The sequence below is a fragment of the Aeromonas sp. 82P genome (genome assembly GCF_051919365.1).
GTDB lineage: Bacteria > Pseudomonadota > Gammaproteobacteria > Enterobacterales > Aeromonadaceae > Aeromonas > Aeromonas veronii.
On record NZ_JBQBEV010000001.1, the window covers coordinates 4409108 to 4424238 of the forward strand.

Annotated in this window: 12 protein-coding genes and 1 pseudogene; all 13 read right to left on the bottom strand. The window is 60.2% G+C overall.

What is annotated here, in order from left to right; translation table 11 throughout:
- Positions 1 to 12: 12 nt before the first annotated feature.
- The 13 genes and pseudogenes from ftsA to mraZ all read right to left on the bottom strand — a co-directional run bounded on the left by ftsA (position 13) and on the right by mraZ (position 14575).
- Positions 13 to 1272 (bottom strand): cell division protein FtsA, encoded by a 1260-nt coding sequence (gene ftsA, locus ACTG2S_RS20195; protein ID WP_005336148.1) that lies wholly within the window; start codon positions 1270 to 1272, stop codon positions 13 to 15.
- Entirely contained in the window at positions 1253 to 2005 is a 753-nt protein-coding gene (locus tag ACTG2S_RS20200) for a cell division protein FtsQ/DivIB (protein WP_005336149.1), read from the bottom strand. Before ACTG2S_RS20200 ends, ftsA begins: the two co-directional genes overlap by 20 nt.
- 97 nt (positions 2006 to 2102) lie before the next feature.
- Positions 2103 to 3557, bottom strand: coding sequence for a UDP-N-acetylmuramate--L-alanine ligase (gene murC, locus ACTG2S_RS20205; RefSeq protein ID WP_274160614.1), 1455 nt, complete (start codon positions 3555 to 3557; stop codon positions 2103 to 2105).
- Positions 3558 to 3668: 111 nt separating this feature from the next.
- A complete protein-coding gene (gene murG, locus ACTG2S_RS20210) occupies positions 3669 to 4751 on the bottom strand; it encodes an undecaprenyldiphospho-muramoylpentapeptide beta-N-acetylglucosaminyltransferase (RefSeq protein WP_274160615.1) in 1083 nt (360 codons plus the stop codon).
- Positions 4751 to 5932 carry a cell division protein FtsW gene (gene ftsW / locus ACTG2S_RS20215; protein ID WP_258721549.1) on the bottom strand — a complete coding sequence of 394 codons (1182 nt, stop codon included), beginning with the start codon at positions 5930 to 5932 and terminating at the stop codon, positions 4751 to 4753. The genes murG and ftsW overlap by 1 nt, the downstream gene beginning before the upstream one ends.
- Positions 5929 to 7212 carry a UDP-N-acetylmuramoyl-L-alanine--D-glutamate ligase gene (gene murD, locus ACTG2S_RS20220; RefSeq protein WP_274160616.1) on the bottom strand — a complete coding sequence of 428 codons (1284 nt, stop codon included), beginning with the start codon at positions 7210 to 7212 and terminating at the stop codon, positions 5929 to 5931. The genes ftsW and murD overlap by 4 nt, the downstream gene beginning before the upstream one ends.
- A gap of 4 nt (positions 7213 to 7216) precedes the next feature.
- Entirely contained in the window at positions 7217 to 8299 is a 1083-nt protein-coding gene (gene mraY, locus ACTG2S_RS20225; RefSeq protein WP_274160617.1) for a phospho-N-acetylmuramoyl-pentapeptide-transferase, read from the bottom strand.
- Positions 8293 to 9648 carry a UDP-N-acetylmuramoyl-tripeptide--D-alanyl-D-alanine ligase gene (locus ACTG2S_RS20230; RefSeq protein WP_274160618.1) on the bottom strand — a complete coding sequence of 452 codons (1356 nt, stop codon included), beginning with the start codon at positions 9646 to 9648 and terminating at the stop codon, positions 8293 to 8295. Before ACTG2S_RS20230 ends, mraY begins: the two co-directional genes overlap by 7 nt.
- Positions 9645 to 11176: pseudogene (gene murE, locus ACTG2S_RS20235) on the bottom strand (UDP-N-acetylmuramoyl-L-alanyl-D-glutamate--2,6-diaminopimelate ligase). Before murE ends, ACTG2S_RS20230 begins: the two are co-directional and overlap by 4 nt.
- Positions 11109 to 12863 (bottom strand): peptidoglycan glycosyltransferase FtsI, encoded by a 1755-nt coding sequence (locus ACTG2S_RS20240; protein WP_005336163.1) that lies wholly within the window; start codon positions 12861 to 12863, stop codon positions 11109 to 11111. The pseudogene murE and the gene ACTG2S_RS20240 overlap by 68 nt, the downstream one beginning before the upstream one ends.
- Entirely contained in the window at positions 12860 to 13174 is a 315-nt protein-coding gene (gene ftsL / locus ACTG2S_RS20245; RefSeq protein WP_005336166.1) for a cell division protein FtsL, read from the bottom strand. Before ftsL ends, ACTG2S_RS20240 begins: the two co-directional genes overlap by 4 nt.
- Positions 13175 to 13177: 3 nt before the next feature.
- Positions 13178 to 14116: a 16S rRNA (cytosine(1402)-N(4))-methyltransferase RsmH gene (gene rsmH, locus ACTG2S_RS20250; protein WP_005336168.1), complete on the bottom strand. Its 939-nt coding sequence runs from the start codon at positions 14114 to 14116 to the stop codon at positions 13178 to 13180.
- On the bottom strand, positions 14117 to 14575 hold the full coding sequence (gene mraZ / locus ACTG2S_RS20255) for a division/cell wall cluster transcriptional repressor MraZ (RefSeq protein WP_274160620.1): 459 nt from the start codon (positions 14573 to 14575) through the stop codon (positions 14117 to 14119). It abuts the gene before it with no gap.
- Positions 14576 to 15131 lie beyond the last annotated feature (556 nt).

A 15131-nucleotide genomic window follows, 5' to 3' on the forward strand; every position in this document is an offset into this window, starting at 1 on the left:
TCAGCAAAATTCTTAGAACTCGCCACGCAGCCAGTTGCTAACCCGTTTGACCAGGCCACCGACGCTTGCCTTGGCGGCATATTCTTTGTTGCTACCTGTGGCTTGATGGGTGCGGCCATATTGCAGCAACCCGACCGCAGTCGAGTACACCGGTGCCTGCACGTAATCACTCAAACCACGTATGTTCATGGGCTCTCCCACCCGGACCTGGCTCTGGAAGATCTGCTCTGCACACTCCACAATGCCTTCAATCTGGGCAGCGCCGCCGGTCAAGACCACACCGGCTGCCAGCTGATGCTTGACCCCCTGCGCTTTCAACTCGCTTTGTACCCGCACCAGCTCATCATTCACCATGGAGAGCAACTCGGTGTAACGGGGCTCAATCACTTCAGCCAGTGTCTGCCGTTGCAGGCTGCGCGCCGGGCGACCGCCGACACTGGGTACTTCAATATTGTCTTCCTTGCTGACCAGACGGCCGAGGGCGCAACCGTAGCGCACCTTGATCGCTTCCGCGTCGAGCGGCGGCGTGCCGAAGGCGTAGGCGATGTCGCTGGTCACAGTGCTGCCAGCGTACGGGATCACCTTGGTGTGGCGCAGGGCACCGCCGGTAAACAGCGACATGTCCATGGTACCGCCACCGATGTCCACCACACAGACACCCAGCTCTTTCTCGTCTTCGGTCAACACCGCATAGCTGGAGGCCAGCGCGGAGAAGATCAGTTGATCCACACGCAAGCCGACCTTCTCCACACATTTCTCAATGTTGCGAGCCATGTCGTTATGGCAGGTGATCAGGTGAACCTTGGCAGCCATCCGTACACCGGAGAGGCCGACCGGATTCTTGATCCCTTCTTGATAATCGATGGCAAACTCTTGCGGCAGCACATGCAGCACCCGCAGTTCATCGGAGAGGCGAACCGACTTGGCAGTGTGGATCACGTTGTCCACATCCTCCTGAGTCACCTCTTCATCGGAGATGGGCACCATACCGGTCTCGTTGCGGCAATCAATATGCTTACCGGACAACCCCAGATAGACCGAGCTGATCTGGCAATCTGCCATCATCTCGGCCTCTTCCACCGCGCGGCGCAGTGACTTGACCACGGAGTCGAGGTCATTGACCCCGCCCTTCTCCATTCCGCGAGAAGCGTGACTGCCCATACCGATGACGTTCAGTTCACCGTCCGGCAATACTTCCCCGACCAGAACCGCCACCTTGGTTGTGCCGATATCCAGTCCGACAATCAAATTCCTATCTGCGGTGTTGGTCATGCACTTTCTCTTCGCTCTTCTTCCAGCCAACTGCCATTCCGGTGTCATATCGAAGATCCACGTAGGCGACTTGCGCACGGGGTTCGATAACCGGGAAGGCATCGATAAACCGCTGCAGCCGGAGCGCAATGTCATTGCGTCCCAGGAACAGCTTGATATTGCCATCCAGGGTCAGTTCCCAGGCATGGCGGGGGGTCAGATTCACCCCCAGCAACTTGTATCCCTTGGCAGCCAGTTGCGACTCGTACTGCCGACTCTCTTTCAACACCCGGGCGGCCTGGTCATCCGGCCCTGACAGCTGCAACAGCGGCGTCTTGACCCGATCCGGGGCACTGAATACCTTGCCCTTGGTGTTGACGAAGCGGTTGCCATTCCAGCGCGCCGCCACATCTTGTTCCGTGAGGTAGATCTTGATCTTGTTCGGCCACTTCTTTCGTACCGAGACCGAGGCCACCCATGGCAGGGCGTTGAGCCTTGCCTGCAATTCGTTGACGTCCAATTCGAAGAAGTTGCGCAGCTCGGCGCCATCCAGCACGGCCATCCGCAGCTCTTCGGTTTGCAAATACTGGTGTTGCCCCTGCAGCAACAGCTCGCTCATGGGCAACCGGTTGGCATCTGTCAGCCAACCTTTAACATCCAGCGCCGTCCGGTAGCAGCCCCATATCACCAGCAGGAAAAACGCTACCCCTGCGATGAAGCCACCCTTGGTGCGCCCCTGTGCCCTTGCCTCCACCCGATCGATCCCCGTGTAACGCGCTAAACCGGCCTTTGACAGACCGGTTCGCCATTATATAGGCCCCGGCTTGGCGGTCAAAATACTCATTGGGCCCTCAGGCGCCAGATTTCATGCTATCTATGCTCAATTTCATCTCTCCGAGACGACGGGCCAGTGCCCCGACGTTCCCGGCGCCTTGAGTCAACACCAAATCCCCCTCGCCGATCAGGTCGGCCAGCACGGCTGGCACATCATCCGGTGTAGCGACGAAGATGGGTTCCAGGTTGCCGCGCGAGCGAATGGAGCGGCACAGTGCCCGTCCATCAGCGCCCGGGATCGGCTCCTCACCGGCAGCATAAACCTCCAGCATCACCAGCACGTCTACCTTGGAGAGCACATCGGCGAAGTCCTCGTAGAGGTCGCGGGTGCGGGTATAACGGTGCGGCTGGAACACCATCACCAGACGCTTCTCGGGCCAACCGGCACGGGCGGCGTTGATGGTGACCTTCACTTCGCTCGGGTGGTGACCATAATCGTCCACCAGCATCGCCTTGCCGCGACCGGTTTCAAACTCGCCATACTGCTGGAAGCGACGACCAACCCCTTCAAATTTGGCCAGAGCAGAGATGATGGCCTCGTCGCTAACACCGTCCTCTGTCGCGACAGCTATCGCCGCTGCGGCGTTCAATGCGTTGTGAATACCCGGCAAATTGAGGGTCACCTGCAGCTCACCCGCCTCTTTGCGGCGAACACGGAAGCAGCTGTGGTTGGTGGTCTGGACAAAATCCAGCACCTGCACATCCGCATCGTCAGAGAGACCGTAGGTCAGGGTCGGGCGGGCAATCTCGGGCAACATGCCACGGATCACCGGATCATCGATGCAGACCACCGCCAGTCCGTAGAAGGGCAGATTGTGCAGAAACTCGATGAAGGTGGCCTTCAGCTTGGAGAAATCACCGCTGTAGGTGTCCATGTGATCCGCTTCGATGTTGGTCACGATAGAGACCATCGGCTGCAGATGCAGGAAAGAGGCGTCGCTCTCGTCCGCTTCGGCGATCAGGTAGCGGCTGCTGCCCAGCCGGGCATTGGTACCGGCACTGTTGAGCAGGCCACCGATAACGAAGGTCGGATCGCGGTCGGCTTCGGCATAGATGCTCGCCACCAAACTGGTGGTGGTGGTCTTGCCGTGGGTACCGGCAATGGCGATGCCGTGACGGAAACGCATCAGCTCGGCCAGCATCTCGGCGCGGCGCACCACCGGGATCCGCAGTTCGCGGGCAGCCAGCAGCTCCGGGTTGTCCTGCTTGATGGCGGTAGAGACCACCACCACGCTGGCACCCTCAACGTGTTCGGCACTGTGGCCGACGAAGATGTGGGCGCCCAGTCCGGCCAACCGCTCGGTCACGGCGTTGCGAGCCAGATCAGAACCCGTTACCTGATACCCTTCGTTGGCAAGCACTTCGGCGATCCCGCCCATACCGGCACCACCGATGCCGATAAAGTGGATGCGACGCACGCGGCGCATTTCGGGGATCACAGTACGCAGTTTTGCCAGTTCAACCTTGGTCATAATCGTCTCTTTAGTCTGCCGCAGGCCATGTGCCGTCAAAGCACGGCTGCACGGCGGCATCAATACATACAGGTACAAGGCTGCACGGTGTCACCGCTGCAACCTTGCTCATCAATCTTTACCACGCTGCCCGGTTGCGAGCTGTTTGCACTCATCGGCAACCCGCTCGGCCGCATCGGTGATGGCGACGCGGCGAGCCGCTTTCGCCATGTTAAACAGGGTCTCCCTGCGACCAGCCAACCAGGTCAGACGCGCCGCCAGCGATTCGGTATTCAGCTCGGACTGGGGCAGAAACTCGGCCGCTCCGCCGTCGACCAGGGTCAGGGCGTTACGGGTCTGGTGATCATCCACCGCATGGGGCAGCGGCACGAAAATGGCAGCCACACCGGCGGCAGCCACTTCGGAAACAGTCAGCGCACCGGCACGGCAGACCACCAGGTCGGCCCAGGCGTAGGCGCTGGCCATATCCTTGATAAATTCGCTCACCTCGGCATTGATGCCGTGCTGGGCATAGGCAGCAGAGACGGTCTCAGCATTGCCCTTGCCACACTGGTGACGCACTTCAATGGGCACGCCGGATGCCGCCACCGCAGCAGGTACCTGCTCGTTGAGCACCCGCGCCCCCAGACTGCCACCCACGATCAGCAGATGGAGCGGCTCGGCTCCGCTGCGCAATTGCGGATCCGGCAGTGCGACCACTTCGGGACGCACCGGATTACCGACCACGGCGGTGCGACGGCTCGGCGCGAAGGCGCCCGGAAATGCCATCAACACCCGCCTGGCGATACGGGCCAGCAGCTTGTTGGTCATGCCTGCAGCAGCATTTTGCTCATGGAGCAGCAACGGGATGCCGGAGAACCAGGCCGCCACGCCACCCGGGCCGGAAGCAAAACCGCCCATGCCGAGCACCACATCAGGACGAACGGTCTTGAGTACCTGACGCGCCTGCAGGATCGATTTGACGATGCGATAGGGCGCCACCAGCAATCGCTTGATGCCGTTGCCACGCACCCCCTGAATATCGATGAAGGAGATGGGATAACCGTGGGCGGGCACCAGCTCCGCCTCCATCCGGTCGGCAGTGCCGAGCCAGTGGACAGTCCAGCCCTGGGCCTTCAGGCGATCGGCCACGGCCAGACCGGGGAACACATGCCCACCGGTACCACCTGCCATCACCAACAGAGTCTTGCTCACTAAACCTCCCGCACGCGCGCCTGGGCTGTCGCCTGACGCAACTCAAAATCGATTCGAATCAACATGCTCACCGCCACCGACATGATGATGAGACTGGAACCACCGTAACTCACCAGCGGCAGGGTCAAGCCCTTGGTCGGCATCATGCCGCTGGCCGCGCCAACGTTGACGAAGGTCTGGAAGCTGAACCAGATGCCGATGCCGATCGACAGATAACCGTCATAGAGCCGCTCTGCCACCAGCGCGCGATGCCCCAGCTTGAGCGCCTTGACCGCCAGCGCAAAAATCAGGAACAGGGCGCCCAGCACCCCGACGTAACCCAGCTCTTCACCGAGGATCGCAAACACGAAGTCGGTGTGCGCTTCCGGCAGGTACTCCATCTTCTGGATAGAGTTGCCAAGCCCTTCGCCAAACCAGCTGCCACGGCCAAACGCCATCAGCGACTGGGTCAACTGGTAGCCGCTGCCAAACGGATCGGCCCAGGGATCCATAAAGGAGGTCACCCGCCGCATCCGGTAGGGCTCGACGATGATCAGCATCACCACCGAACCGAGGCCCGCGCCGATCAGGGTCAAAAACTGCCCCAGTCGGGCACCGGCCAGAAACAGCATGCCGAACGAGGTAACGAACATCACCACGGTGGAACCCAGGTCAGGCTGCAACAGCAGCAAGACAGCCAGCACCCCGAACACCGCCAGCGGTTTCAAGAAGCCGATCCAGGCTTCACGCACTTCGCTCTGGCGCCGCACCAGATAGCCGGCCAGATAGACAAACAGCGCCAGCTTGCCAAACTCGGCAGGCTGCAGGTTGAAGGGGCCGAGCGGCAACCAGCGCACCGCACCGTTGACGTTGCGGCCCACCAGCAGCACCAGCACCAGCATCAAGATCGCCAGCAGCAGCATGGGGCCGTTGTGCTGTTGCCAGCGCGCCATCGGCACCTGCAACACAAACCAGGAGATACCGAGCGCCATCACCAGAAACAGGGCGTGACGCTTCACAAACATGAAGGGGTCATCCCCCAGCGCAATCCCCTCGGGAATCGACGCCGAGGCCACGATGACCACCCCGACCGCCATCAGGGAGAGCGCCAGCAGTACCAGCTGCCGATCGTAGAGACCGGCAGGACGCGCCGGTAACAACCAGCGCTGGAACAGACCTGCAGCTGCGCGAAGGGCGTTCATAGTGCCAGCACCATCTCGGTGAAACGATCGCCGCGCACCTCGAACGACTTGAACTGATCGAGGCTGGCACAGGCTGGCGCCAGCAGCACCCAGTCACCGGGCTTGGCATCGGCCGCAGCTTTGGCAACCGCAGCGGCCAGGTCGGCCACCCGTTCGGTCTGCTCGCCCAGTGCCAGCAGCACCTCGGCATCCTGACCGAAGCAGTACATGTGATCGATCTGGTTACCCAGCAGCGCCTGGATCGGGCCAAAATCCTGCCCCTTGCCCTGACCACCGGCCAGCAGCAGCAGGCGCCCCTTGACCGACTCGCGCACACCGGCAACGGCAGCCAGAGTCGCCCCCACGTTGGTGGCCTTGGAGTCGTTGATCCAGCGCACCCCGTTTACCTCGCGCACGAAGCGGGCGCGATGGGGCAAGCCCTCGAAACGACGCAGCACGGTAAGCTGAGCCGCACGAGGAATGCCGACCGCATCGCAGAGCGCCATGGCGGCCAGCGCGTTGGCCTGATTGTGAGCACCGACGATCTTCATCTCGTCCACCGCCAGCAGCGGTTCGCCGTGCAGGGTCAACCAGTAGCGGCCATCCAGCAGGCAACGGCCATAACCATTGCAGTCGAGACCAAAGCTCTGCCACACCTGACCCACATCGGGCAGGGTCTGGGCATCGTCGCGATTGACCAGAATGTGTTTGGAGTGCTGATGGATCTCCATCTTGGCGGCGCGATAGTCGGCCATGCCCTGATAGCGATCCATGTGATCTTCTGAGAGGTTCAGCACCACGGAGGCGGCAGCACGCAAACTGTGAGTAGTTTCCAGCTGGAAGCTGGAGAGCTCCAGCACGCAGAGATCCATCGGCTGCTTGAGCAGCTCCAGCGCAGGCGTGCCGATATTGCCACCCACGCCGACATTGAGACCTGCTTCGGCAATCATCTCACCCACCAGAGTAGTGACAGTGCTCTTGCCGTTCGAGCCGGTAATGGCGATGACCGGGGTCTGGGTCTCGCGCACAAACAGCTCGATATCACCGACGATCTGCACACCACAGTCGGCAGCTGCTTTCAGTTCGGGGGTCGCCAGCGCGATACCCGGGCTCGCGACGATCATGTGCGCCTGCTTGAGCTGCGCCTCGTCGAGACCGTGAATGAGCGCCACCTCAGGCGGCAGTTGATCCTTGCCGGGCGGGTTGGCACGGGTATCCATCACCAGTGGCGTTACGCCACGGCCGAGGAAGTAGTCGACGCAGGAAAGTCCGGTTTTGCCCAATCCGATGATGATGACCATGGCCTTACCTCACCTTCAGGGTGGCAAGACCCAGCAGCACCAGCACGAGGGTGATGATCCAGAAGCGCACGATAACGCGCGGCTCCGGCCAGCCCTTCTTCTCGTAGTGGTGATGGATCGGCGCCATGCGGAAGATCCGCACGCCGCGCAGCTTGTATGAACCCACCTGCAGGATCACCGAGACGGTCTCCATCACGAAGACGCCGCCCATGATCACCAACAGGAACTCCTGACGCACCAGCACTGCGATGGTGCCGAGCGCGCCACCGAGGGCCAGAGAGCCAACGTCGCCCATAAAGACCTGGGCCGGATAGGTGTTGAACCAGAGGAAACCCAGACCCGCCCCGACGATGGCGGTACAGACAATCACCAGCTCGGAGGTATAGGGCACGTAGGGAATGTGCAGGTAGTTGGCAAAGTTGACGTTACCGGTAGCCCAGGCGATCAGGGCAAAGCCCCCCGCCACCATCACGGTCGGCATGATGGCCAAGCCGTCGAGACCGTCGGTCAGGTTGACCGCGTTGGAGGTGCCAACGATGACAAAGTAGGTCAGCACGATAAACATCAGGCCAAGCTGCGGCATCACATCCTTGAGGAAAGGCACCACCAGCTGGGTCTGCCCCTCATGGGTTGCGGTCGCATAGAGGAACACCGCCACCGCCAGCGCTACCGCGGATTGCCAGAAATACTTCCAGCGAGCGATCAGGCCGTCGGTATTCTTGCGCACCACCTTGAGGTAGTCGTCGGCAAAGCCGATGGCGCCGTAGGCACCCAGCGCAAACAGCACCAGCCAGACATAGGGGTTGTCGAGGCGGCACCAGAGCAACACTGAAGTGAAAATCGCAGCAATGATCATCAGGCCCCCCATGGTCGGGGTGCCCCGCTTGCTGAGGTGGGACTCGGGACCGTCGTTGCGGATCACCTGACCAAACTTCAGGATCTGCAGGCGACGTATCAGGCGTGGCCCCATCCAGAGGGCAACCCCCAGTCCGGTGATGATCGACAGGATGGCGCGAAACGTCAGGTAGGAGAAGACGTTGAAGAAGGTGAAGTGCGGGGTGAGCAGTTCGGCCAGCCAGACTAGCATGTGGCTGACTCCTGATGGCCTTTGACCATCTCGACGATATCTTCCATGCGGGAGCCACGGGCCCCCTTGACCAGAATCGAAATTTCCTGATGTGTATTTATCATTTGCGCAAGCACTTCAAACAACGACGCCTTGTTATCGAAATGTCGGCCAACCGCGGCATCTGCGGTGTGGCGACTCTCTTCCCCCACTGTCAGCACGGCATCCAGACCACGCTCGCGGGCATGACGGCCAACCCGGGCGTGTTGCTCGGCAGACTCCTCACCCAGTTCCCGCATATCACCAAACACCAGCACCTTGAAGCCGCCCATGGCGGTCAGGGCATCGATGCCCGCCAGCACGGACTCCACGCTGGCATTGTAGGTATCATCCACCAGGGTCAGACCGCCCCAGCGCTGCACGCAGAAGCGCCCCTTGACCGGAGCCATATGCTCCAGCCCCGCCTTGACACAGGCGAGGGATGCGCCGAGGGCCAGACAGCCCGCGGCGGCAGCCAACGCATTGGCCACGTTGTGGCGACCCGGGATAGCCAGAGTCAGGCTCAGCTCACCCTGCGGGGTCACCATCACGAACTCGGCGCAGCCTTGTTCGTTGAGCACAAGGTTGCGCGCGTGGAACGGCTGGCTCTGATCGTCGATGGAGAAGGCGCACTGAATGCCGCGTTCCCGCCACTTCGGCCAGAATTCGTTGTCGGCGTTGACAATGGCCGTGCCGCCCTCGCTCAGCCCCTCAAAGATTTCGCTCTTGGCGTGGAATACCCCTTCCAACGAGCCGAAGCCCTCCAGATGGGCCGCCGCCACGTTGTTGATGATGGCGGCATCGGGTTTGGCCAGTGAAGTAGTCCAGGCGATCTCGCCCGGATGGTTGGCACCCAGCTCCATCACCGCAAACTTGTGTTGCGGTTCGAGGCGCAGCAGGGTGAGCGGCACGCCCACCTCATTGTTGAAGTTGCCAGCGGTAGCCAGCACTTCCCCTTCGTTGCGCAGGATGGCAGTTGCCATCTCCTTCACCGTGGTCTTGCCGCAGCTGCCGGTAATGGCCAGCACTTTCGGGTTGATGCGCTCGCGCACCAGTTTGCCGAGTCGGCCCAGTCCTTTCAGACTGTCGGTCACCACCAGCTGGGGGATGGCCAGCGGCAGTTCACGCTCAACCAGTAGGGCAGAGGCCCCTGCCTGAACGGCCTGCTCGCAAAAATCGTGGGCATCGAAGCGCTCGCCGCGCAGAGCAACGAACAGGGCACCCGCGCCCAGAGTGCGGGTATCGGTACTGACGACGCTGATCTCGCCATCGTTACCAATCAGACGGGCATCGAGTACCTGCGCCAGCTCGGCAAGCCTGAGGGTCATCATTTGAATGACTCCAATAATGTATGCAAGGCGGCCGCGACGGTTTCCCGGTCGCTGTAGTGCCGCTTGTCGGTTCCAATGATCTGATAATCCTCGTGACCCTTACCGGCCACCAGGATGATATCCTGTTTGCTCGCCTGACCGATGGCCAGCGCAATCGCCTTGACCCGGTCGTGCTCCACCTGCACCGCAGCAGGATCGCGAAGACCCGCCACCATGTCGGCCATGATCCGGGCCGGCTCCTCGGTACGGGGATTGTCGTCGGTCAGGATCACGCGATCCGCATACTGTTCGGCCATGGCAGCCATCATGGGGCGCTTGCCGCGATCGCGGTCGCCACCACAACCAATCAGGCACCAGAGCTGGCCGTTGCAGTGCACCCGCAGGGCCTGCAATGCCTTCTCCAGCGCATCCGGGGTGTGGGCGTAATCGACCACCGCCAGCGGCGTATCACCACCGCCGAAACACTCCATGCGACCGGTCACCGGCTGCAACTGAGGCGCTGTCGCCAGCAGCTCGTTGAAGTCGTAACCGAGCACCAGCATCACACCCATCGCGGCCAGCACATTGCTGACGTTGAAGCGCCCGAGCAAGGGGGCGGATATACACCATTCCCCCAGCTGGAGTTAATCTGCGCGCGAAAACCTTGCTGGTGAAAATCGAGCTGCTGCGCCGTTAATTGACGGCCAGAATGGTGTTCAATCGGGCCATCCACACTGAAGGCCACCGCTGTCGGGTATTTTTCGAGCCACTTGGCACCCAGCTCGTCATCGCGGTTGATCACCGCATTCGACTCATCGACCAGCTGCAGCAACTGCTCTTTGGCCGCGCCATAGGCTTCCATGGTGCCGTGGTAGTCGAGGTGATCCCGGCTCAGATTGGTGAAAACCGCGGCGGCAAAGGGCAAAGCTGCCACGCGGTGCTGTACCAGACCGTGGCTGGAGACCTCCATCGCCACCAGGTCCGCGCCCTGTTCTTGCAGCGCAGCCAGATTGGCTTGCACCTGCACGGCGCTGCCGGTGGTATTTTCCGCTTCGATCAAATTGCCAAACAGGCCGTTGCCGATGGTGCCCATCACACCCGCCTTGCCACCCAGCAGGGTGCGCCAGTTGGCGACCAGCAGCGCCGTAGTGCTCTTGCCGTTGGTGCCGGTGATCCCCACCAGTTGCAGCTTGTTCGCAGGCTGATCGTAGAAGGTACCTGCGAGTGCTGAGAGGTGAGCGGGCAGATCCCGCATCCCGATACAGGGAACCGGAGTCGATGGTGGGATAAATTCACCATCCTCCTCAAACACAACAGCGGTCGCTCCCTGAGCCACCGCCTGTTCGATAAACCGTCTGCCATCCATCTGATGACCACGAATGGCCACGAAGAGCGAGCCGGGGCCAACCCGCCGACTATCCAGCTGGATATCGGTCAGGGTGAGCGCCGGCGCCTGGATACCGAAGGGGCGCAGTAATGCATCAAGTGCGCGGGACAAGAGAAGCCTCCGTACGGGCAAGTTTGGTGGGCACCGCTGGCGGCACCGCATCGGGACGAATATTGAAGAGCTGCAGCACCCCGCCCATGGCCTCTGCAAACGGTGGGGTCGCCACGGCGCCGCCATAGTAGGCGCTGCCTTTTGGCTCGTTGATCACCACCACCATGACGAAACGGGGATCACTGGCGGGTGCGAAACCGGCAAACCAGGCCATGTAATCCTTGCCATAGCCACCGGCGACGGCGACCTTGGCGGTACCACTCTTGCCACCAACCCGATAGCCCGGGATCTTGGCTTTTGGAATGGCGTTGTCGACCACATACTCCAGCGCCTGCAACATGGCAGCGGCGTTGTTGTGATCAATAACTTGCTCACCCTTGGGCGGCGTAGTCACCTTGACGATGGAGAGCGGCACCCGTTTGCCCTTGTTGGCCAAGGTGGCGTAGGCGGAAGCCAGCTGCAGCGGGGTGACTCGCAGACCATAACCGAACGAGAGGGTTGCCCGCTCGATATCGGACCAGCGACGACGCTGGGGCAACATGCCGCTGCTCTCGCCCATCAGCCCGCTGCCGGTATCCATGCCGAAACCGAACATGCTGAGGGTATTGATCATCTCCTGCGCCGGCATCCGCAACGCGATGCGCGACATACCGATGTTGGAGGAGTAACGCAGGATATCGTAGAGGTTGGTCGCCTTGTGGATACTGACGTCCTTGATCTGCTTGGCACCGATAAAGAGCGGACCACCGGGAATGAAATCTTTCCAGCTGGTGACACCTGCCTGCAAGGCACTGAGCAAAATCAATGGCTTGACGGTCGAACCCGGCTCGTAGGTATCAGTCACCACCCGGTTGCGTACCCGGAAACTCTGATACTGGCCGCGGTTGTTCGGGTTATAGGAGGGGGTGTTGACCATGGCGAGTACTTCACCGGTCTTGATATCCAGCATCACCATGGAGCCGGAGGTCGCCTTGTTCTCGTCGGTTGCCCGCTTGAGGGCACGGTAGGCCAGAGCCTGCACCCGCTGATCGATACTGAGCTGCAGATCGTTGGCGTTCTTGCCCTCTTTGACGATGCCAAGCCGCTCGATGACGCGCCCCTGACGATCCTTTCGTACCCGCATTTCGCCGGGTGTCGCCGTCAGCCACTCGTTGTAGCTGCGCTCGATCCCTTCAATACCGCTGCCATCGATGTTGGTCACCCCCACCAGATGGGCGCTGATTTCGCCAGTCGGGTAGAAGCGGCGTGCTTCGGGGCGCAGGTAGACGCCACCCAGCTTGAGCCCCTTGATATATTCCGCCACCGCAGGAGTAACCTGACGCTGCAGATAGACGAAGCGCTTGCTGGGGTTGGCGATGCGGTGTTTGAGGGTATTGATGTCGAGCTTGAGCACGGCGGAGAGCGCCAGCCAGGCTCGCTCATTATTGATGGCACCGGATTCATGCACCGTCTTGGGATCGGCCCAGACCGCCTCGACCGGCACAGAAACCGCCAGCTGCTCGCCGTTGCGATCGGTGATCATGCCGCGCACCGCCTGGGTAGAGGTGGTACGCAGGGAACGCATGTCACCCTCCTGACGCAGACGATCCGGATTGATCACCTGGATCCAGGCCAGACGCAGGATCAGACCCACAAACGCGATGCCGATAAACACCGCAAGCGTGCGAAAGCGCCACGGATAGATCGATGGCGCTTTGACATTCGCTTTGGCAGCTTTGGCTGTAGCCTTGCGTTTCATGGTTGGGTAATTACCTTCTCGGTGGTCACCAGCGGACGACCCATCTGCAACTTGTCCATCGCCAGACTCGCCACCCGGGAGTGTTCAGCCAGGGTGCCCTGCTCCAGCAGCAGGTGGCGCCATTCGATATTGAGGCGATCCTCTTCCGCCATCAGATCGTTCTGCTTGGCCGTCAGACCACGGGTCATGTTGGTCACCAGGATCACGGCAAACGCGGTCACCAGCACGGCGACCGACAGAAAAATCTGCAGCTTGTGCCGCCAGAGATCGGCAACGATCTCCTTGGCCAGATGAACACGCACTTCGCTCATCGCTTACTCCGCCAGCCGTTCTGCAACCCGCAGCACCGAGCTGCGTGACCGGCTGTTTTCAGATACTTCATGATCAGAAGGCTTGAGTGCCTTGCCGACCGACTTCAATTTGCGACCGCCAGCCAGCTGGGCCTCGGTCAACGGAATGCCGTAAGGCACTTCCGGCCCCTTCTCGTGCTTGCGGATGAAATGCTTTACCAACCGGTCTTCCAGTGAATGGAAGCTGATCACTGACAGACGGCCATGTGGTGCCAGCACTTCCAGTGCACCGTTGAGCGCAGTTTCGATCTCGTCCAGCTCGCTGTTGATATAGATGCGAATGGCCTGGAAGCTGCGGGTTGCCGCATGCTTGCCCTTCTCCTTGCTCGGATTGACCCGGGCAATCATCTCCGCCAGTTGACGGGTACGCACATAAGGTTCGGTCACGCGGTCGTGCACGATGGCACGGGCGATCTTCTTGGCAAAACGCTCCTCACCGAAGGTCTTCAGCACCCAGGCGATGTCATCCACATCGGCCTTGGCCAGCCACTCGGCGGCGCTCTGGCCGGAGGTGGGGTCCATCCGCATATCGAGCGGACCATCTTTCATAAAGCTGAAGCCCCGCTCGGCATCATCCAACTGAGGTGAAGAGACCCCCAGATCCAGCAGGAAGCCATCCACCTTGCCCAGTAAACCGCGCTCATCCAGATAGGAGGCGATGCCGGAGAAGGGGCCGTGCACGATTTCGAAACGGGGATCCTGGATCTTGGCTGCTTCAGCAATCGCCTGGGGATCGCGGTCGATGGCGATCAAGCGGCCATTGGGGCCAAGGTGCTGCAGGATCAGACGAGAATGACCACCACGGCCAAAAGTACCGTCGACGTAGACACCGTCCGGCTTGATGGCCAGACCTTCAACGGCTTCGTGCAGCAGCACTGTGATGTGTTCAGCGGCTTGGGTCATTTATAAAGAGAAATCCTGTAGTCGTGGTGAGCTTGCCCAATCGTCCCCGGGCAGACCCAAGATGTCGTCATTGACCTGTTGCTGCCAGCGGGCTTCATCCCACAACTCAAACTTGTTGAGCTGGCCCACCAGCATGATTTTCTTGTCCAGCCCCGCATGGTTGCGCAGTGGCTGACTGAGCAGCAGACGGCCATTGCCATCCAGCTCGCACTCGGTTGCATGTCCCAGCAGCAGTCGCTGCAAACGGCGCTCTGCGGGATTCATGCTGGAAAGCATCTTTAGCTTGCGCTCGACCTCTTCCCATTCATTCAGGGGATAAAGCAGCAGACAGGGATGGGCAATATCGATGGTGCAGACCAGCTGGCCGTCGCTTTCGTCGCGCAGCCAATCACGGAATTTGGTCGGAATTGCCAACCGCCCTTTACTGTCCAGGCTGATGGCATGAGCGCCACGCAACAAATTGCAGTCCCTGAAGGTGAGTGAGCAGGCAGATTGCCCCTCTAAAAACCACTTTGATCCACTTTTCCCCACCTTGAAGTTTAAGGACGTGCAGGGGGCTTTTCAAGCAAGGAGATGGGACAGAGGGAACATATTGACGCAGCAATTGCATGCTGCGGATTGAGTAGGTTGATTTTCCAAGAGTTATTGCTGAAAAAACAGAAAGTGATTAATAAGCAGCAAGTCGGTGAGCGGTCACTATCTGGGCGATATGATGAAACGGAACAATACCACTGCACAGAGCAAAATACTGACACATATCACTGGATAGATGATGTAACCATCTTTCGAACGGCGAGCACGCAGAGACACCAACTGACAAAGCAAGAGATTGTAAATAATCAGCAGGGATGTCAGCAGAATATTGGTGGCAAATGTCAGCTCTTGAGCGTAACCAATGTATAAGCCCATCAGAATGAAATTGGCGAGTATCAGATACAGCAAAAACTTCTGAATCGCTTTACCCGAATTTGGGCTCTTTTTTACTCGTGTTATCATGCTTGCTACGTCCTGGATT